The organism is Sporosarcina sp. Y1004 (genome assembly GCF_057669665.1).
Window position 1 is genome coordinate 177,289 of sequence record NZ_JBYHFQ010000002.1, and the last position, 20,136, is coordinate 197,424.

Genomic DNA, 20,136 nt, shown 5'->3' on the forward strand with positions numbered 1-20,136 from the left:
AGTTTGTCCAAAATCATCATTATTATTAGCAAAACAAAAAAATGATTCAGCAATTGCTGAATCATTTAGTGTTCATTCGGGTTTTACGTCTGAATTGTTGCATTGCGAATGAATGTGCATATTTAACTCGTGTTAAGCCAAACCACCATAGAAATAACATAAAAGGAATAATCAGATACAGCCACAAATCATCTACGGCAAGGATGCCATTGTATATGAAGTGAAGACCATATGGAGCTAGTAATGCTAAAAATAAGTACTTATTAACGTGTGCTTCAACTGCGAACTTAGCACGTCCAAAATAATAACCCATGACAACACCGAAAAGGGCATGACTTGAAACTGGCAGTAAAGCACGGAGAAAAGCTGTATCAGTTCCAAATGTTAAGAGATAAATAATATTTTCAACTGTTGCAAAACCTAAGGAAGCGCTGGCACCATAAAGGATTCCATCATAAGCATCTTCAAATTCTACATGACGATAAATCGCTAACAGAAGGATAAGCCATTTAAAAAACTCTTCAAGACCGCTGGTAAAGACTACATTTCGAAAGAAGTAGTTAGAAAAAATGTTTTCCTCTTCGAAAACATGTTGAATGAACAATATTGGGAAAGTCATGATAGCACCATATAAGAATGTATGAAATAATGTCAGAGATGGTTCTTTTGCAATTTGTTTTCTTAAATAAAAATAACTGAAGAGCGCCAATCCCGGCGCAATCGCTACGGTAAGCAAAATGAACATAGGCTGGCCTCCATTTCCGCTTTATTATACCATCAATTCCCTTAAACAGGAGGAACTAAAATGCTGAAAAATATTCTACTCGTACATACAGGCGGCACAATTTCGATGGAACTGGATATCACAACGGGCGGCGTTATGTTAAGTGCGACCAATCCACTAGCATTAGAAATATATAACATCCAACATTTCGCTACGATTACAGAAGTGGAAGCATTTAATTTACCTTCCCCTCACATTACACCCGTAGAGATGTTGGAGCTGCAAAAATTAATATCTCGACATATTGAGGACAATCACTTCGATGGTGTAGTCATTACCCATGGCACGGACACACTTGAAGAGACAGCATATTTCCTAGAACTGTCAACGAATTTCAGCATCCCCATTGTATTAACAGGTGCCATGCGCTCTTCCAATGAAATCGGATCGGATGGCGTTTACAATCTGATGTCTGCTGTCAGGGTTGCAGCTTCAGACTACGCCATCGGAAAAGGTGTGCTCGTCGTCCTAAACGATGAAATCCATACAGCGACTAACGTGACAAAGACTCATAGTAGTAGCGTATCAACTTTCCAAAGTCCGCAATACGGTCCAATCGGTATCGTAACGAAGTCGGACATTCATTTTCATCATGCGCCACTTTCCCGAACGTATCTCCCAATAGTGAAAATCACTAAAAAGGTAGCAATGTTCAAAGTCTATGCGGGAATGGATTCAGACTTGCTAATATCAATCGCCTCACTCGGGTATGACGGCTTGGTTCTCGAGGGACTTGGACAGGGCAATGTTCCACCTGATCTAATCACAGGAATCAGACAGCTCCTTTCTGACGGTCTTCCAATTATTCTAGTTTCCCGTTGTTTCAACGGAATTGCTCAAGACATTTATGCTTATGAAGGAGGAGGGAAAATGTTGAGTAAAATGGGTGTGCGTTTCGAACACGGACTTAGTGGTCAGAAAGCGCGTTTAAAACTATTGCTAGAACTATGTTCGCAGTAGTTTCATAAGCAACGAAAAAGGCTACTCTTCACCTGGTCTAATCAGGTGAAGAGTAGCCTTTTTTATTTCTCGTTTTTTTTCATTTCGATTGCTCGCGCGATTAAGTCTCCATGAAACTTTCCATTTTCAATAAAAATTTCATTGGCATTATTTCCAGCTGCTATTACCCCCGCTACAAAGAGCCCTTCCACATTCGACTCCATCGTTTCTTCATCAAAAGTGGGACGTCCACTTTCTTTATCAATTGTAATACCTATTTTCTCCAAAAAAGCGTAGTTAGGATGATAGCCAATCATCGCAAAGACAAAATCATTATCGAATTCGAATGTCTCTCCCTTTTTTTCAAACACAACAGATGAGTTAGTGATTTTGAGTAAATCCGCATTAAAATGCATATCAATGTCACCACTGCGGACAAGACTGTCAAATCCCGGTAAAATCCATGGTTTGATACTCGGTGAATAGTCAGAACCCCGATAAATTACGGTAACCTGTGCGCCGGCACGTTCCAATTCTAGTGCTGCGTCAATGGAGGAGTTCTTACCTCCAATGACAACAACCTTCTTTCCGAAGTAAGGGTGTGCTTCTTTAAAATAATGGAAAACGTTCGGAAGTTCCTCCCCTTCAATTCCCAATCGATTTGGATTGTCATAATAGCCAGTCGCAACAACAACGTTTGCAGCTTGGTACTCGTTTTTGTCTGTTAAAACGCAAAAGTCTTGACCTACCTTAGTGACGTCTTCCACTTTTTCGTAATTATTGATGGGTATTTTTTTAAATTCAGCTACTTTACGATAATAGACAAGCGCATCATTTCGCTTTGGCCTATCTATTGCAGTGATAAACGGAATATCCCCAATGGATAATTTAATACTGGTACTGAAAAAGGTTTGATGCGTTGGATAATGATAAATCGAGTTCACAATAGTACCCTTTTCAATAACAAGTACGTCATGACCTTTATTTTGCAATTCAATTGCCGCTGAAAGACCACATGGTCCTCCCCCTATCACAATTACATCTTTTAGTATCATTTTAACTTTCGCTCCTTTAGGACGGTTCAAGTGTATCTGATTGCAATAATATGACATTCTGGCTCTGCCCCTAGACGTAACGGTATCTTAGAAGTGCCATATCCATTGCTGATAAGCTTTGCCCGACCATTCTTGATGCGGAAGGATCCTTTGTCTTCCAGACCGTATTTACCGATTCTAATTTGACCTCCGTGTGTATGTCCAGCCAGCAATATACGAGGTTGATAAAGCTGTTCCACTTTCCTAAAAAGTGAAGGCGTATGTGTAACAAATATAACATTTTCATACTGTACGATGGATTGAAGAGAAGAATCAATATCGACATTCCCGCTAGATGGATCATCCGTTCCACCAATCCCCCACTTTGAATGACCAGGAATTGCTACATTTTCATTATCAAGGATTTTTCCTCCGTAGCGGCTAATCATATCCCTAATTTGCTTTTCTCCTGCCTCACGGTCATTGTTCCCCCAGATAAAAAACAACGGACCTAAACTGGCTAACTGACGGATATTCTTCTCGACACGCGCTAATGGGACACCTTTTTCGGCAAGATCCCCGCCGATGATAACTACATCAATTGTATTTTCGAATTGAATTTTAGCTAGTAGCTTATCATCGATTTTACGCCTATGAATATCAGAAATGAAAAATACTGATAGCCTTTTGTCGTGTAAGCTTTGACTTTCTATGTTCATGCTATGGTGAACAACGTTCCTTCTTCTGGCGCTCATAAACATGAATATGATGAAGCCGACTATAATTAATACTAATAACTTAATTGTTTTATTGACCGTAATCATGCCCCACCTTTCATAGGAAAAAGGCAAAGCAAGTACACTTTGCCTTCTTCCACAATGTTATTTATCAAGGAATAACGAGCGTCTGGCCCACACTAATTTCATTTGAAGACAAGCCATTCGCATTTCTAATTTTATCTACACCTGTTCCATTGCCATAATATTTCAGTGAAATACGATATAGATTCTCATTACTGGCCACTTTATGCGTTTTAGCAGTTGGTTTTGGTTCAGGTTTTGGTTCAGGTTTTGGTTCAGATTTCTTCTCTGGCTTAGGTTCCGGCTTCACTACTGGTTTCTTCTCAGGAATTGGATCGGCTTTGACTACTGGCTTTTCCGCTCCACTGACCGGTTTACTTGTACTTTCCCCATCATCTTTGCTATCTGTTTTACTCTCATCATCCTCGGCCTCAATTGCAATATCCTTATCGGTGGCATCATTTTTTTTATCGGCCGCTTCCTTACTAGTTTCAAAGCGTATACCCGTTTCGCCACCTTTTGCAGATGTCATATCACCAGGGGAATAAAAATCAGAAATGAAATAAACTAAAATGAGTACTGGAATCAGCGTAAATAGTCCAAGAATTATGTTAATCATCAAATGGCCGGATTTCTTTTTCGGCTTCCGACCTTTCCTGTGTAATTCCGTACGCGATGGAAGGTCTCCAACTTCTGAACCTTCGTCTAAACTGATTTCTTTTCTGTGCTCTTCGAATTCAGTCTTGTAATCATCTTTTTTCATCGCCACATTCTCCTATCGCATCGTACTATTCTTCTATTATGACGAGTTTTGTCGTAAAAATCAAATACACATTGGTGAAATCACTACTGCCACTACGCTTTCATCTTGGAATAGATTGCGTCCAGATTTTGAATTGAGCCTGTGCCTGCAGGACGCGACGAATTTAGGACACCTTTTGACTAGCTGAAGGCTCATACTAAGTGAACTTGTTTGAGAAACCGAGCTATTATCCAAGAAGTACAGCTAGTCTTTGATCCCAATCCATCGTTCGTTTATCGAATGGAATCGACTTTTGTCCAACAGTGCCTATAAATTCTGCAGTTCTGCAAACTGAACAACAATATTGAGGTTTCACTTCACAGTTCTCACCAAAAAAACGTAAAATTTCGTGTCGAATGCATTGATCTGAGTGGATTAGTCGAAGCATCGTCTGTAGCTGTGCCTCTTTTTCCCTTATTAACTCATTCATCCGAATAATAACGTCTTCGATTGGCATCCGTTCAATATAGTAATCCATGACACGTTTTCCTGTTTCGCTGATTCGCGCTAATTCTGCAGCCTCATTAGGTGAAACATTATTCACTAGAAGCTGTTGATAATGCCGAATTTCAGTTTCTTGTGGTATATCATCTTGAACAATAAACCGTGTTCTCGATTCGTCTTCTGGAGAAAAAAGCAATGTTGCAGCAGATTGTTTACCGTCCCGGCCTGCCCTTCCAACTTCTTGAATATAACTTGCAATGGCCTGGGGCACATGTTCATGGATTACTTGACGGATATCATTCTTATGTATACCCATGCCAAAAGCATTTGTAGCGCAAATCCAACTAATTTCACCAGTAATGAACTGCTCTTGGATAAATGCACGATCTTCTTGTTCTTTACCAGCGTGGTAAGATGCGACTGATACACCGTCCGTCTGGAGGATTGCTGAAAGTTTATCCGCACGTTTTCTTGAAGCAACGTATATAATTCCAGGACCCTGTGTTTCAATTATACGACTTCTTATCCAATCCGTTTTCATCATCCCGTTGTCAACTTTAATAATCGAATATGAAATATTCGGACGATCAAGTGATTGCTGATGGATGATTGGTGTCCGTAACTGTAAATAATGGCAAATATCAGCTTTTACCTTATCATCCGCTGTAGCCGTTAAAGCCAAAATACCCGGACGCGCCACACCGTTGAACAATTCCCCAATCCGTAAGTAATCTGGCCGAAAATCAAATCCCCATTGCGATATACAATGCGCCTCATCCACTACGAATAACGACACATTCAAAGTGCGGAGTAGTGCAGTCACTTTTTTCTGCAACAGCATTTCAGGTGAAATAAAAATAAATTTATAATGGTGCAACTCATTCATTATTCGTGTCTTTTCAGAATAAGTGTGGAATGAATTCAAAGCAACCACTCGTTTTTCTCCATTTCTTTTCATGATGGCCACTTGGTCTTCCATTAAAGCAACCAAGGGTGAAACGATTAAGACTGCTCCTTCAAAGACATATGCTGGTAGTTGGTAGCAAAGGGATTTCCCAATGCCTGTAGGCAAAATGGCAACCGTATCTTTTCCTGCAATTACATCGCGAATCACTTCCTCTTGACCCGTCCTGAATTGGTCAAAACCAAATTTCTCTTTCAAAATTTTGTGAATCTCCACTAGCATTCCACTCCAGTCCGAGCACCTAGAATTAGTCGTAGTTGAAAATAGGACAAGTGCTCGAATTCCGATTTCAGCACTCGAAGTCTTCGTGTTCCAAATTCACTAACTTTCGCAATGACTGCCACTACATCTTCCTCTGAAACAAAATCAGTTAGAGGGAATTCTAAGTCATTAATAGACATTTCGACGAAGTGATCTTCAATCGTACTTGTTTTCAATTTACGTACATTGACTATGTCTTCAATCGATAGTCCACGGATAAAAAGCTGTTTCGTTTTTACTGACGAATCAGTCAAGTATGTCGAAACCTTGACATTTTCAGCTAATTTTCGCAACAAAGGCAAATCGGATGAATTTAAGATTACAGTTAGTAATATATGTAATGCTTCTATAAAAAGTAGACGGATGTCAAATGGATTTTGTTTCAAAGTATCCGATAATTGATCCCAAGTCCATCCGCTCATTTTAAAACCGCTCAATCGATAGGTGATAACTTGCTTTTGAATGTCGTCTATTCCGCTTCGTGTAAAGCAAACGCGAAGCTCTTCGCTAAGCAAGCGAGAAAACGCAGGATCGCCAATAGGCAAAGTATGTAAGAAAGATTTTACAAAGTGCTGGATATCGCGGTCTTTTTGAACTGGCATGAAAGACTTTTCACCTGCCTTAAAATTAGAGACCGTTTGAACTGTAAGCGATAATCTTCCAAAAAAAATCATTTCACGACCTCTATAGTCCCAACCGTTAAATTGATAAGATTGAATTTTTGCAACTTCGGCATTTCCCTGTTCAGTCAACTTGACGTATGAATCATTCATGGTTAAAATAAGTTCTTGATCCGCCAATTGATGAGCAACTAAATTAAACTCTTCTAACGACAATTTTGGTAAAATGCCAAAGAATTCTTTTAAGCCGTAATATTCGACATCCTGCAAAGTCTGACCTGATTTTTTGCCGCGTAATAGGTGAAAACCCGCATAGATTTTGCGTTCCCCATCTATTCTACTTATGATGGTTAATAGTATTGAAAATAGATTCATTTTGAATTCCTCCGATAAACAAACGTTTTTTGTTGAAAACTCTTGTCAACATCATTAGAATGGATTATGAAGTAAATTTTTTGTACGGAGAAAAGAGGAGAAAAAGACTATGCCTAAATATACAATCGTCGACCAAGATACATGCATCGCATGTGGGGCGTGTGGAGCAGCTGCTCCAGATATATACGATTATGATGACGAGGGGATTGCTTACGTTATCCTCGATGATAACACGGGTACAGCGGAAGTTCCAGAAGAACTAATGGAAGATTTGGAAGATGCTTTCGATGGCTGTCCAACCGATTCAATCAAGACTGCCGATGCACCATTTGATGGCGATGCGTTAAAATACGAAGATTAATTTCAAATTAGTAGTCGACATACACCAACCAGTATTACTAGCTCAGCGCCTCTCAGTTGACGTTGGAAATACCATACCGACCAACTACACTAGATTACTCCACAAGCATGTCCTATGCAGTGTTGAACGCGCTGAACTCACCTTCAGGTCACTAAATTAATTAATACATAGAAAAGCCGTACCGGTAAAACTTCCCGGTACGGCTTTTCTCTATATATAGTAGTTTGACTCGTGACATTTGTAATTTAAGAAGCTAATTGTGACCGCTGTTGAGCAATCCATTTTTGCATACTATTGAAAAGTAGCAATGTAATAACCATTAGAATAACACCTTTGACAAGGTTAAATGGTAAGATTCCCAATACAATCATTGAGTACAATGCATCACCTGACATGGCTGGCATATTAAGGAAGTAACCGTACATTGGTAAAAACAATACATAGTTCAGGACGCTCATGCCGACTGCCATCGCAACTGTTCCAGCAATCAGACCGACCGTAAGGCCTTTAGCCGTCCGGAATTTATTGAAGATGAAATAGATAGGTAGTATAAAGAGTACACCCGTTACAAAGTTTGCAAGTTCTCCTACAGGTACTCCTGTCGGGCTCCCTGACATGAACCAGTGCATAATATTTTTAAGCAATTCAACCGATATTCCAGCTACAGGTCCCATAGTCATAATTGCCAAAACGGCAGGAATCTCACTGAAATCGATTTTCAGAAATGCCGGTAATGCAGGTAACGGGAAGTTAAACTGCATCAAAACAGTTGAAATACTCCCTAGTATCGCGATCAAAATCATCTTACGTAATTTCTTGTTTGTCATTTGTTCCTCTCTCCTTTTGCGATTCACTTCAAAAGAGGAAAGGCCGTTCCATCCTATATATGTCGACAAAAAATCCCTAAAGCAAATAGGCTTTAAGGAGTTAAAAGGTACGTTTCGCTTCCGATACATGTCGCAATACGTCATCAGCTTCGCTCGTTCACATCAATATGTGTCTAACTTAAGGACACTCTGGTGTTCACTTACTCGCATCTATCGCTACATTCATCTCGAAATCTTCACAAGTTGTAAGGAGGAAATCTCCTATTTACCCATGATTAAACAAGCACCCTTTTTGTGGACAACACAAAAAGATGGCCGCACCTTCACCTTCTCCCATCCAGACTATACTGTCGGCTCCGGAATCACACCGGTATCAGCTGTTAAGCTCGCGGGCTTGGAAAAATTTCCTTTACCGCCGGTCGGGAATTACACCCTGCCCCGAAGATGAATCAATATTATGTTACATTTCTATTGTATATATAAAAGAGTGCTTTGTAAACAGTTCAGTTTACAAAGCACTCTTTTTTCATTTCAAAATGATAGGTAGCGGATTAGATCCAATCGGAACCGGTAAAGGTCCACTGAAGTTAAAACCGTTCCATTCTTCTTGAACTACATTTTCAAATTGAAGTTGTTCACCAAAGCTAGCGGCCGTTAACAACATACCTTCAATCATTAACATTCCTTTTATCGGCTCAATCGCTTCCAAGTCCAAGGGTTTTGTGAATTTTACAACAGTCACTTCAGTTCCTTGATTTACTTCAAATTCGATAGCAGCTGGAATGACTGGCTGAAAAACATCATTTGGCTTTATCCTCATCTGTTGCAGCGCCTTTACGATAGATTGCTGCGGTTGCGAAAAGTTAGATGAAAGAAACTGCTGTCCATCTTCTTGCTCAAATAAGTAGTAATTAAAGTGATTGATACCACTCTTTAACACCATCGGCGTACTGGGCTGCCCGACTTCGGAAAACACGACTGCCGATTCATCTTCGTGCTGAAATTGTATTTCTTTAAAACCATAAAACGTATCCTGTAATGTATTGAAATACACTTCCATCGAAGCAGACGCCAAGTCGTAGCCATGCCCCTTCGGAAGCCGGTGGATAAGGTCTAAATCATCCCGAATAAAAACACCTTCATAAGGGTGATATGCAGTAAATCCGAGCGCTTCCTCGTCGATACGCACCGCATATTTTGAGTATAAATCATAACTTGTCGGATTCAAAGTCCCAAAATCCGCTTCGATTTGACTGTTTGGAATAACGAATGAAACAGGAATGCTTGATGCTTGATCACCTGCAAGTCCTATGTGGAATAATGTAACATCTTCAAGATCTTCAGGATAGACAGCAAAATGATGCATACCACTCTCCATGTCTGCCATCATGGTAGAAGACTTTTCAGTCTGTTCTTCAACGGTTGCCATTTTAGCCGATTCATCTCCTACCGTAGAAGTGTCAAAGTCATCACTCTTCGTCACAGCCGAGTCTGCACTTTCAGACTTCATTGCGCTGTCATCTCCCCGAAACATCGATGGGATTAGAAGCCCTACAACTAGCAGAGCAGCGATAGCTACCAATGCCGGCATCCACCTTAAAGATCGCTTGCGACGGTGATCGCTCAGCCTTTCGTCCTGTTTAAGCCGTTCAATAATTTTCGATTTTGAACGGTTATCCTCTATATCAGGTAAATCTCCGAGGAGATTTTCAATCTTGTTGTTATTCCATTTTTTTTGGGTCATCAAGTTCCCTCCCTTCTGTCGGAAGAGCATTCAATTTCTTTTGTAAAGCTTTGATTGCCCTGTGTTGAGTGGTCTTTACTTTGCCTTCTGTCCAGCCAAGGATTTCAGCTGATTCAGCAATTGAAAGGTCTTGGAAATAACGCATAATGATAACCATTTTCTGATCACCTGTACACGTATTAAGTGCGTTTAACAGCTCTTGCATTTCTTCATTGAGCGTAACGATTTCCTCCTGAAGGATTCCTGTCGAAACGAGCTCACTTTTTTCCCAGTCGAATTTATCAAAGAGATGTTTTTTTCGCACTGTGTTTTTCCTGAAATAATCTATTGCGACATTTTTGGCAATTGAAAAGAGCCATGTCTTTTCGGAACTTTTCCCCTCAAAACCGACGTACGCCCGCAGCACCCTTACATATACTTCATGCATAAGGTCTTCAGCTTGATCACGGTCCCTTGTCAAATAGATAAGAAACTTGAACACATCCTGATGATACTGCTCGTATAGTCGGTGAAAAACGGAGTCGTTCATAAAATTCCCCCGCTCTATTAATTAGTCGTTCTTCAAGCTAATTAGTTACATATTTTTTAATAGCAATGTACAACAGAAAATCGTACCTTCAACGTCGCTCCTTGTTGCAGTAATTCTGCCGCCGTGGGAGTCGATTATACTTTTCGCGATAGCAAGTCCTAGGCCCGTACCGCCTTTCCCCCTTGTTCTCGCTTTATCCGCTTTATAAAATCGTTCGAAGATGTACGGAAGGTCCTCTACTGGAATCCCAACGCCTGTATCCGTGACTTTTATTTCAATCTTATCTACAAGCTTTTCAATACTAATTTTGACGCTACCTCCATCAGGCGTATGGCGTATGGCATTGTCGATTAAATTAGTAAATACTTGCTCCAACCGATCTTCATCAACGTTTATTATTAATTCTTGTGTTTCTGGAAATTCGAAAGACAGTTCAACATTCGCTTCTCGCGCTACTTGCATGAACTTAAATACAATTCTGTCCAGGAAAGGGATTATTGACAAATCTTCTTTGTAAAGCCGCATATGACCGGACTCCATCCTAGCGAGATCCAGAAGATCCGTCACAAGGCGTCCCATTCTTTTCGACTCATCGTGAATGATTTGCACCATCTCGTCGCGTTCCTCATCACTGTTGGTCACACCATCTATAATCGCTTCACTGTACCCCTGCAGCATGGAAATGGGCGTTCGAAGTTCATGGGAAACGTTTGCGATGAAATCTGAACGGAGCTTTTCAAGTTTATGCTGATCCGTCATATCTCTTAAGACTGCAACAGCCCCACGAATACTATTTCCGCTGTAAAGCGGGCTTATCGAAATACCATAGAACTGACCATTCAGTTCCAATTCATCCTCCACTTCCTCCGCAAACGTAATAACGTGTTCAAGCATATGGAAAATTGCTGGCGGAATATGGCGATTTCCTTCTAGTTCCTCATTTTTAATATACCAGTTTTGCAATAGTCTTTCTGCTTGGGGATTACTTAAAAGAATCGTGTAATCACGATTGAATGTAATGACAGCATCCGTCATTGATGTCAAAATGCTTGATAGTTGTTCCTTATCCTGATTAATTAGTTCTACATGATATTTAAGTTGTCTACCCATCTGATTAAATGCCGTAGCGAGTTGACCAATTTCATCATTTTGATTTACAGGCAAACGAGTGTCGAAATTACCTTTTGACAATTCAAAAGCAGCTTGCCTAAAACTCCTTAAAGGTAGAGTAATTCGAGTAGACAGGAAAAATGCAAAAAATGTCGTTAAAATAAATGCTATAAATGCTGATAAAAATACAATATGCGTAGTTCTTTTCGTAGTTCTGTGGACGGCTTCAAGACTTTGGTAAATGACAACCGTACCAGTTACTTCATTTTCTATTTCAAGTGGGTAAGATAAAACAAGATATTGCTCCATGACATCTTCTTCAATATTAGAAGGTAGAATCATTTCCTTCACAACTGGCTTATCCAATTTTTGATTGAATTGGAATAGAGATTCATTCAGGATTTTTTCCTCTATCTTTTCCTGGTTTAATCCCTTATGAAACGAATCGGTAACTTCTCGGTCGGAACCTACAACCATTGCATTTGTTTCTTCGTCAAGAATGTCATGAATAATTACTTGCATCGAAGGTCCGCCTTCATGATCTTCGACGATTTTCCCGATTGTCGTTACTACCCTACGTAAGGTATCCTCGGCTTGTTGCGTATGAAAATTATCAAGGAATTCTAGTAACAGTACTGTTACGATAAAAAGGACAAAGGAAACGAGAAGCAATATGGTTGCCCATAGCTTCCCGACAATTGAATTCCATATCCTATTCATTAGGAATCTCGAACTTGTAGCCGACTCCCCACACAGTGACAATCATTTTTGCCGCATGTTCAGAAACGCGACTGAGCTTTTCCCGAAGTCGCTTAACATGCGTATCAACAGTACGAAGGTCGCCAAAGAATTCATAATGCCATACTTCTTTTAACAATTGCTCTCTGTCGAAAACTTTGTCCGGCGACTTCGCAAGGAAATAGAGAAGTTCATACTCTTTAGGCGTTAGCGCCACTTCTTTACCATCTGCTGTAACACGGTGTGCATCGTGATCGATTGTCAATTGTGGAAAAACGACTAAATCTTTCGATGTAGATGCTGATGCTGATCCTGGGAATGTAACTGATCTTCTTAAAATCGCCTTAACGCGCAGTACAACTTCACGCGGACTGAACGGTTTCACTATGTAATCATCCGCACCCGCTTCAAAACCGGTTACTCTGTCAGACTCCTCGCCTTTTGCTGTCAGCATTATAACAGGCGTCATTATTTTCTTTTCTCTCAATTCTTCCAGCACTTCAAGGCCATCTTTTTCAGGCATCATCAAGTCAAGTAAAATACAGTCATAATTATTAATAAGAGCCTTTTCAAGAGCTTGGGCTCCATCAACCGCTTCGTCAATTTCATATCCTTCTCGCGTAAGATACATATTTAACAAACGGCGGATTCTCTCCTCGTCATCTACTACTAACAGTTTCAACTTTTCGTCCATAGATGTATACCCCTTTCAACATGCTTCTTAGTCCATTGTACAAGTCGCCATGTAAAAAAGAAACAGAAAAGCAGCGGTGGCTTGCTTTGAACCCGTTTCAATATGACGGATCAGTGAAGTACTGTAGTTTTTAATGTATTGTTCGGCTGTTGTTATGTAAACAATAAAAAACTTCACAGAAGTAGTTATCCAACTACATCCATGAAGTTCTCAATTACTATTCAATTGTAAGTTTCCTTACCTTGTCTTAAGCATAGGAGTGTAACCCAGCAATGATTAAGTTAACAGCAATTAGATTAAACATAATAATAATGAAACCGATAACTGCTAGCCATGCTGATTTCTCGCCGTCCCACCCTCGTGAAAAACGCAAGTGGAGGAATGCGGCATAGAATAACCATGTAATAAGAGCCCATACTTCTTTTGGATCCCAACCCCAGAACCTTGACCAAGCCTCATGAGCCCAAATCATAGCGAAGATGAGTGCACCAAGTGTGAAGACAGGGAAACCAATCAAAACAGAACGATACCCAATTTCGTCCATCATTTGCGAATTCGCTTTTTTAGCGAAAGGCTGTAGCAATGCTGCAATTGGACGTCGGAAAATAAGTCTCAGAATCAAGTATAAAACGATTCCGCTCGCGACTGACCAGACGAATGTCGTAAACGTCTTCGCATTTATGATTGGCGGCATTTCGGCCCATGGCGTCATTACACCCGGTGTAAGCGATTCATAACCAGCCATTCCGAAAAGTGGTGGATAATTGTACTCGATTTTAGCAGGTTGTTCATTTTTATCAATGTATGTGAATTCTGCTTCATAGCCTGCTATTTTAAACGACGTCGAAGACAATACGAACCCAATTACTAGTATAAGTGTGAAGATAACCGCTTCTAGCCAGAAACGCTGTTTCGACTTTTTCGTCAAATCAATATTCTTCAATAAGTAGATGAGTCCCGCAACAGCACTTATTGCAAGAATCGATTCACCAAGTGCAGCCGTAATTACATGAACCCACAACCAATAACTTTTCAGTGCGGGAATAAGTGGTGTAATTTCCCTCGGAAACATACTTGCATACCCGATGATAATAATCGCGATTGGCAGTGCAAACAAGCCGAGTGATGGCGTTCTATAAATGTAATACAGAAGAATAAATGCCCCTACGAGCATCATTCCAAATGCTGTTGTAAATTCGAACATATTACTTACTGGGGCATGTCCTGATGCTATCCAGCGAGCAATGAAATAGCCTACATGGGTAATGAATCCGATAATCGTAATCGTAATCGCAATTTTGCCCCATCTGTTGTTTTTATAAGAAGTTTCCGATTTAGCACCTTTTACCGCACCGCCGAAAAAGAGCGTTGCGACAAGATAGGCGATAAATGAAACTAAAAGTAGATTAGCACTTAACGCTGCAAGTCCCATTATATTTTGTCCACTTCCTTATCTTCCGAGGTAGATTCTTTGTCTTGTCTGTCTTCATAAGATGGTAATTCTGCAACGTCTTTCACTTGATCCAGGTCTTTCTTCAAGGAAAACCAGTTTTTATTTGTATGACCGGCGACTAACAGCCCGCCGTCAGTCCCTTTTTGAATCCAAATTCTTCTATGGTGCCAATAAGATCCTTGTGAGACACCAATCATAAAGATAATCCCCCCTATAAGAAGGAGATATAACGTTTTATCCTTGCGTACTGTAAGTCCCGATATATCTCGGGTTTCTGCACTAACGAAATTCACTTTATAATCATTGACTTCCGTTTCGAGTGTTTGTTTGATCGCAACAAAGCTCATTTCACCATCAGGCTTATCCGGAGTCACCATTTTAAAGATGAATGCAGGATTGTTCGGTATCGGAGATTTCGATATTGGTTCCCCGTTCTCAACCCCATCATAGTCAGGATAATAATCACTCAGTACAACGCTTGCGCCATTCTCAAGTTCGTAATCACGTTTCGGATTGTTAAGGTCGACCGTGAATTCCCCGAATGATGAACCCGTCGCTTTTTCAGTTAAATTGAACGTCATTGATTTTAATTCATCTAGACGAAAATCCATTTGAAACACGTTATAGCCATCAAATTTTAATGGTTTATTGACAATAATTGAGTAGTCCTTCACGAACTCTGTCTCATTGGAACCAGGAAGACTACCTTCCTCTTTTTGATACAAAGCGACATCGGTCTGATAGTTTTTCGCAATCATGCCGACACGTTCGAGCGCATCACCGAACACTTCGTCAGCTTCCTCTTTTGTATAGTTTTCTATGATGAATTCTTTACTTTCCAAAAAGTAACCTTCTGCACCTGGAATAGAACGTGTTTCCCCTTCGCGGATCCACATCGTTTCATCTACATAAAACCCAGGTATACCACGCAGTAGAATACCGAATAAGAAAATGATAAGTCCCAAGTGATTGACGTACGGACCCCATCTTGAAAAACGGTTTTTCTCTGCAAGTAAAGCTCCGTCTTCCGTCTTCACGTTGTAACGAAGTTCCTTCAGTTTCTCCTCCGCTTTTAGTAGTGCGGCATCTGGATCTTCCGAAGGTCCTTCGCCATAGAGACGTTGTTTTTTCATGAAGGAAGGATGGCGTTTCGTACGTTGCTTTTTCAATGATTTATAAAGCGGAATAACCCGATCGACACTAGCGATGATGATGGATGCTCCAAGCATCCCAACTAGCGTGATGAACCACCAGCTATTGTACATATCATGAAATCCTAGTTTGTAATAAATGGTTCCAGCAAATCCGTAAAGCCTTTCATAGTAAGCAGCTAATTCCACTTCTGTGGATGCAGGCACATATAATTTCTGCGGGAATATCGTCCCGATTGCAGCTGTCGCGAGAACGGCAACAATAATACTGATGCCAATTTTCACACTTGAAAAGAAATTCCATACTTTATCAACTATTGACCGTTTATATGTCTGCGATCTTCTTGCCGAACCTTCGTAGCGCATGTCAACAAGTTTACTTTCTTTCGCTTCTTCTGTTTGCGGTCTACCACATCGCTCACAAAGCACTGTGCCGAATGGATTGTCATGACCGCACTGGCATTTGATTTTGCTCATTCTGGATTTACTCCTTAAGAGGGTTGAATGCTTTCCATGAGTGTAATGATCTCATCTTCAGACATTTCCCTTGTTATGATTTGTTCAATTTTGCCGTCTTTATTGATAAGAAAGGTCGTAGGAAGCGGCACTATATTATAGGCTTCCTTAACACTCTTATCCTTATCGATTGTGATTGGAAATGTCAGGCCATACTGGTCTCTAAACGTTTCAACCTTCAAATCAGATTCGGCGATATTGACTGCTAGAATATTGACGCCTTTTTCTTCAAATGCTATATGTTGATTTTCCATATATGGCATTTCCTTTTTACAAGGACCACACCAAGTTCCCCAGAAGTTCAGGAAAACGCCCTCGCCTTTATAATCAGATAACTTATGCTTGTTGCCATCCAAATCGACAAGCTCGAAATCGGGGGCTTTATCTCCAACCGCTAGTACTTTCACTTTATCTTTCGAAGCGATGGTATAGACAACTGCTGATACGAGAAGCAACAGCACAAACGTCCTAATAATTAGACGAGATTTCTTTTTACCCGCCTTAGCCATATGCACTACCTCCTAACAATAATTAAGCTCTGCCTTAAATTATAACAAATAGACCTTTGCAGTAACTTGCTATAATTGAAGGGTTTGTGAACAATTGCCTCACGGGGAGGAAAGTACTACAATTCCTTCCCCATTTGCCCAGGGCAAGGCGTCAATCACATTTTTTAGATAAGTTTTGGTAAGCAATCAAATTTCGCATAGGCGCAAATGATTCGAATTCAGCCTATTTTACCTGTCTCCGCGAGGACACGAAGCTGTTTCACTTCATGTTTGGTCAGTTCACGTGCTTCGCCTGCATTCAACCCGTGGGTTGTTATGTTCCCAAATGATTCCCTACGAAGTTTTTGAACCGGACATCCGATTGCATCGAACATTCGACGTACTTGGCGGTTTCTGCCCTCGTGAATCGTGATTTCAATGAGTGCAGTACCGGCTTTCTTATCTACCGTCTGCATTTTCACATGCGCTGGAGCAGTTTTACCATCTTCCAAATCGATACCTTTTTCTAGTTTACGAAGCGCTTCACGATCAGGAATTCCTTTTACTTTTGCAATATACTTTTTCTTAATACCAAATTTCGGGTGTGTCATTAGATAAGAGAAGTCTCCATCATTCGTCATAATGATTACACCAGATGTATCATAGTCAAGTCGTCCAACCGGGAAAATCCGTTGTTCAATTTGCGGAAACAGGTCTAAAACGGTTTTCCTACCTTTCTCATCGTCGACAGTGGAAATAACCCCTCTTGGTTTATATAGCAAATAGTATACGTAACTTTCTTTAACGAGCTCTACACCTTCAACTTCCACTCGGTCGGAATTGGATACTTTTGTCCCTAATTCCGTAACAACTACACCGTTCACTTTCACTTTACCAGCTACTATTAGTGTTTCGGATTTTCTCCGTGACGCAACTCCTGCTTGTGCTAGTACTTTCTGTAATCTTTCCATTAAGTCACCCCATCTTCATTCTGTAAAAAATTATGTCACACTTTGTCGTAAATGAAAAGAAGACTGACCTATATAGCATCAGTCTTCTCAAAAACGTCACAATTGAATTATTATTGGTGACGGGGTTTGTTTTCCACGATTCTCAGTAGCTTTCACTTAGATTCATTGTTTTAGTAGGACATTGCTCGCTACTAGCGGTTCTCCATTGAGTGAGACGGTCCATACGCCACTACTATTACCACTTTCCCCACGAGGGATTTGAATGACATTGGACAACTCTTCAGTTTCACCTTTTTTAAGCAGCAAACGAATGGATTTTTCCAATTCTGCTTCTACACCCGGTAGAATATCGTAAACTCCTTTTTTTGCGACGGTTACAATTTTATAGTTAGAAAAAACTTGATTTGCCAAGTTTTTATGTGTGTTCCAGTCATTACCGTCATTGAGTGTGACTACAATGATGTTTTTTCCATCCTTCTCAAAGTAGGTTGCAAGCGTTCGGCCAGCAGCTTTTGTAAAACCTGTCTTCCCTGCAATTACAGTCGGTTCAGAATGGATAAGTCGGTGTTTATTTCGCCAGCTATAGACTCGATCCTTGCCCTCATAACTATAGTTTTTAGTGGATGCAATTTCACGGAACTGGTCATTTTCCATCGCGTAGTGCAGCATAAGCGCTGTTTCAAATGCCGTAGACAAGTGAAGCTCATCGTGCAGGCCAGAAGGATTAGTAAAAACAGTGTCATTCAAGCCGTAGAGTAGTGCGTTTTCATTCATTAAATTCACGAATCCATCCATTGAACCACCAGCTGCTTCTGATAAAGCAAACGCTGCATCATTCCCTGATCGCAACATCAAGCCGTAGAGCAACGCATACGAGTCCATACTTGTACCTGTCTGCAAATACAAGGAAGACCCTTCCGCTGATGCTGCTCGTGGAGATATAATTACATCTCCGGGAGGTGTACCACTTTCAAGGAACGTTAACGCCGTCCAGATTTTTGTCAGACTGGCAATTGGCAACCTGACATTTTCATTATGGCCTTCCAGTAACCTGCCCGTGTCTGCATCTATTACTGCCCATGCCTGACCGGACGCGGCCACTTCGTTTACCCCTGTGCCAAATAATATCGAGAAAAATAGGACAACAATCATTACCCGTTTCAAGAAATGTCTCCTCCTCAGTCATTTTCCATTGCAAATGCTTCCTGGAACTTTGTCATGAACAAGTCTGTTTCAATCTCCTCTCCCTCTTCGTCCTGAGAAAGCGGTGGCAAGCCGACAAGTGATTCCAAGCCGAAGCGGTCAAGAAATAAATCGGTCGTTCCATAAAGGATTGCTCGTCCACTTCCTTCAAAACGACCTTTTTCCATAATGAGCCCTTTAGCAATCAATGTGTTAATCGGGCCTTCGGATTTTACACCTCTTAGATCATCGATTTCAACGCGTGTTACAGGTTGTCTGTAGGCGATAATCGCCAATACTTCGAGAGAAGCCTGTGTCATGGTCTTTGGTGATGGATTTTCTAACAATCGTTTTAAATCCTCTGCAAATTCAGCTTTCGTCACTAAACGGTATGCACCACCAAAGATTTTCAGTTCAATACCACTTTCTCTACGTTCTTCATAGTTTGTCCGAAGCCAGTCGATTACCTCTGTAACTTCAGATTCATCATGCTCCGTCAAAGCCGTTAACTGTTGAATGGTTAACCCTTCATCACCTACGATGAATAAAAAACTTTCAATCATTCCCGGCAAGCGGCTTTCAATTGCCATAACACTCATCCTCCCGTCGGAACGTCACAGTCATTTCGTCAAAATTACCATTCTGATCGACAGTGACGTCTCGCCGTTTCATTAATTCAAGCAATGATAGAAAGGTTACAACGAGATCGGTTGTCTCCCCGTCTTCAAATAGAGAGTAGAAATCACACTTTCCGCCTCCCCTTTCTAATATAGCCATAATTTCGTCCATTTTTTCATTTAGCGATACTTCTGTTTTTGTTATACTAGCCGTTAAGGGTGCTTTTAAACGCTTTCTATTTAACATCTTTTGGAATGCGCCGATTAGATCAAAAACATTTAAACTCACTTCCGATTCATTCGCGACGATTTCACCAAACTGCGTAAGATCTTCAGGTGTTTTTGTAAAATGGACAGCTCGATCATCCGCCGATTCTTTCAGACTGATAGCAGCTTCCTTATACTTCCTATATTCAATAAGTCGAGCAACGAGTTCATCTCGCGGATCGTCTTCCGCATCCAGATCAAAGTCATCATCGAACGCTTCACTTTCGTGGACGGGAAGAAGCATTTTGCTCTTTATTTCTAGCAAAGTTGCAGCTAAAACTAGATATTCACTCAGCTCATCCAGTTGCAATACCCGCATCGCTTGAAGGTGTTCTATGTATTGTCCTGTCAATTGCGACATAGGGATATCGTATATATCAATTTCAAGTCTGTTGATTAAATGTAATAATAGATCTAGTGGACCTTCAAAAGCTTCCAATTTCACAAAATACGTCATACTTTCAC

Annotated in this window: 20 protein-coding genes and 1 riboswitch; of the genes, 2 read left to right on the forward strand and 18 right to left on the reverse strand. The window is 40.6% G+C overall.

Annotated features, from left to right (window positions below; all coding sequences use genetic code 11):
* Positions 1–61 precede the first annotated feature (61 nt).
* On the reverse strand, positions 62–745 hold the full coding sequence (gene prsW / locus AC25Y6_RS02550) for a glutamic-type intramembrane protease PrsW (protein WP_482101896.1): 684 nt from the start codon (positions 743–745) through the stop codon (positions 62–64).
* Between the two features lie 60 nt (positions 746–805).
* On the opposite strand from prsW, the gene AC25Y6_RS02555 reads away from it, so the two are divergent.
* The gene (locus tag AC25Y6_RS02555; RefSeq protein ID WP_488141951.1) at positions 806–1,744 is read left to right on the forward strand and encodes an asparaginase; all 939 of its coding nucleotides are present in this window, start codon (positions 806–808) and stop codon (positions 1,742–1,744) included.
* Between the two features lie 62 nt (positions 1,745–1,806).
* Here the strand turns inward: AC25Y6_RS02555 and AC25Y6_RS02560 are convergent, their stop codons facing one another.
* From AC25Y6_RS02560 to AC25Y6_RS02580, 5 genes are all read right to left on the reverse strand, one after another.
* On the reverse strand, positions 1,807–2,778 hold the full coding sequence (locus AC25Y6_RS02560; protein WP_488141952.1) for a YpdA family putative bacillithiol disulfide reductase: 972 nt from the start codon (positions 2,776–2,778) through the stop codon (positions 1,807–1,809).
* Positions 2,779–2,804: 26 nt separating this feature from the next.
* Positions 2,805–3,581, reverse strand: a complete 777-nt coding sequence (locus tag AC25Y6_RS02565; protein ID WP_488141953.1) for a metallophosphoesterase — start codon at positions 3,579–3,581, stop codon at positions 2,805–2,807.
* 64 nt (positions 3,582–3,645) lie between these two features.
* Entirely contained in the window at positions 3,646–4,320 is a 675-nt protein-coding gene (locus tag AC25Y6_RS02570; RefSeq protein WP_488141954.1) for a LysM peptidoglycan-binding domain-containing protein, read from the reverse strand.
* Between the two features lie 226 nt (positions 4,321–4,546).
* Positions 4,547–5,983, reverse strand: a complete 1,437-nt coding sequence (locus tag AC25Y6_RS02575; protein WP_488141955.1) for a RecQ family ATP-dependent DNA helicase — start codon at positions 5,981–5,983, stop codon at positions 4,547–4,549.
* Positions 5,983–7,023 (reverse strand): YpbB family protein, encoded by a 1,041-nt coding sequence (locus AC25Y6_RS02580; RefSeq protein ID WP_482104459.1) that lies wholly within the window; start codon positions 7,021–7,023, stop codon positions 5,983–5,985. The genes AC25Y6_RS02575 and AC25Y6_RS02580 overlap by 1 nt, the downstream gene beginning before the upstream one ends.
* Positions 7,024–7,132: 109 nt before the next feature.
* Between AC25Y6_RS02580 and AC25Y6_RS02585 the strand changes: the two genes are divergently transcribed.
* Entirely contained in the window at positions 7,133–7,384 is a 252-nt protein-coding gene (locus tag AC25Y6_RS02585; protein WP_340795973.1) for a ferredoxin, read from the forward strand.
* Positions 7,385–7,629: 245 nt separating this feature from the next.
* On the opposite strand, the gene AC25Y6_RS02590 is transcribed toward AC25Y6_RS02585, so the two are convergent.
* The 12 genes from AC25Y6_RS02590 to AC25Y6_RS02645 all read right to left on the reverse strand — a co-directional run bounded on the left by AC25Y6_RS02590 (position 7,630) and on the right by AC25Y6_RS02645 (position 20,128).
* On the reverse strand, positions 7,630–8,211 hold the full coding sequence (locus AC25Y6_RS02590) for an ECF transporter S component (RefSeq protein ID WP_482101903.1): 582 nt from the start codon (positions 8,209–8,211) through the stop codon (positions 7,630–7,632).
* A 321-nt stretch (positions 8,212–8,532) separates the two neighbouring features.
* Positions 8,533–8,661, reverse strand: a riboswitch (FMN riboswitch).
* A 76-nt stretch (positions 8,662–8,737) separates the two neighbouring features.
* Positions 8,738–9,955, reverse strand: a complete 1,218-nt coding sequence (locus tag AC25Y6_RS02595) for a hypothetical protein (RefSeq protein ID WP_488141956.1) — start codon at positions 9,953–9,955, stop codon at positions 8,738–8,740.
* Positions 9,933–10,484, reverse strand: a complete 552-nt coding sequence (locus AC25Y6_RS02600) for an RNA polymerase sigma factor SigX (protein ID WP_488141957.1) — start codon at positions 10,482–10,484, stop codon at positions 9,933–9,935. Before AC25Y6_RS02600 ends, AC25Y6_RS02595 begins: the two co-directional genes overlap by 23 nt.
* A gap of 45 nt (positions 10,485–10,529) precedes the next feature.
* On the reverse strand, positions 10,530–12,314 hold the full coding sequence (locus AC25Y6_RS02605) for an ATP-binding protein (protein WP_488141958.1): 1,785 nt from the start codon (positions 12,312–12,314) through the stop codon (positions 10,530–10,532).
* Positions 12,307–13,026: a response regulator transcription factor gene (locus tag AC25Y6_RS02610; protein ID WP_482104463.1), complete on the reverse strand. Its 720-nt coding sequence runs from the start codon at positions 13,024–13,026 to the stop codon at positions 12,307–12,309. The genes AC25Y6_RS02605 and AC25Y6_RS02610 overlap by 8 nt, the downstream gene beginning before the upstream one ends.
* 247 nt (positions 13,027–13,273) lie before the next feature.
* Positions 13,274–14,458 carry a c-type cytochrome biogenesis protein CcsB gene (gene ccsB, locus AC25Y6_RS02615; RefSeq protein ID WP_488141959.1) on the reverse strand — a complete coding sequence of 395 codons (1,185 nt, stop codon included), beginning with the start codon at positions 14,456–14,458 and terminating at the stop codon, positions 13,274–13,276.
* Entirely contained in the window at positions 14,458–16,107 is a 1,650-nt protein-coding gene (gene resB, locus AC25Y6_RS02620; RefSeq protein ID WP_488141960.1) for a cytochrome c biogenesis protein ResB, read from the reverse strand. Before resB ends, ccsB begins: the two co-directional genes overlap by 1 nt.
* Positions 16,108–16,121: 14 nt before the next feature.
* A complete protein-coding gene (gene resA, locus AC25Y6_RS02625; RefSeq protein ID WP_488141961.1) occupies positions 16,122–16,655 on the reverse strand; it encodes a thiol-disulfide oxidoreductase ResA in 534 nt (177 codons plus the stop codon).
* A 218-nt stretch (positions 16,656–16,873) separates the two neighbouring features.
* Complete coding sequence (locus AC25Y6_RS02630; protein ID WP_482101911.1) at positions 16,874–17,605, reverse strand: pseudouridine synthase; 732 nt, start codon at positions 17,603–17,605, stop codon at positions 16,874–16,876.
* Positions 17,606–17,767: 162 nt separating this feature from the next.
* The gene (locus AC25Y6_RS02635; RefSeq protein WP_488141962.1) at positions 17,768–18,769 is read right to left on the reverse strand and encodes a D-alanyl-D-alanine carboxypeptidase family protein; all 1,002 of its coding nucleotides are present in this window, start codon (positions 18,767–18,769) and stop codon (positions 17,768–17,770) included.
* A gap of 14 nt (positions 18,770–18,783) precedes the next feature.
* Positions 18,784–19,377, reverse strand: coding sequence for an SMC-Scp complex subunit ScpB (gene scpB, locus AC25Y6_RS02640; RefSeq protein ID WP_488141963.1), 594 nt, complete (start codon positions 19,375–19,377; stop codon positions 18,784–18,786).
* Entirely contained in the window at positions 19,367–20,128 is a 762-nt protein-coding gene (locus tag AC25Y6_RS02645; protein WP_482104469.1) for a segregation/condensation protein A, read from the reverse strand. The genes scpB and AC25Y6_RS02645 overlap by 11 nt, the downstream gene beginning before the upstream one ends.
* Positions 20,129–20,136: the final 8 nt, after the last annotated feature.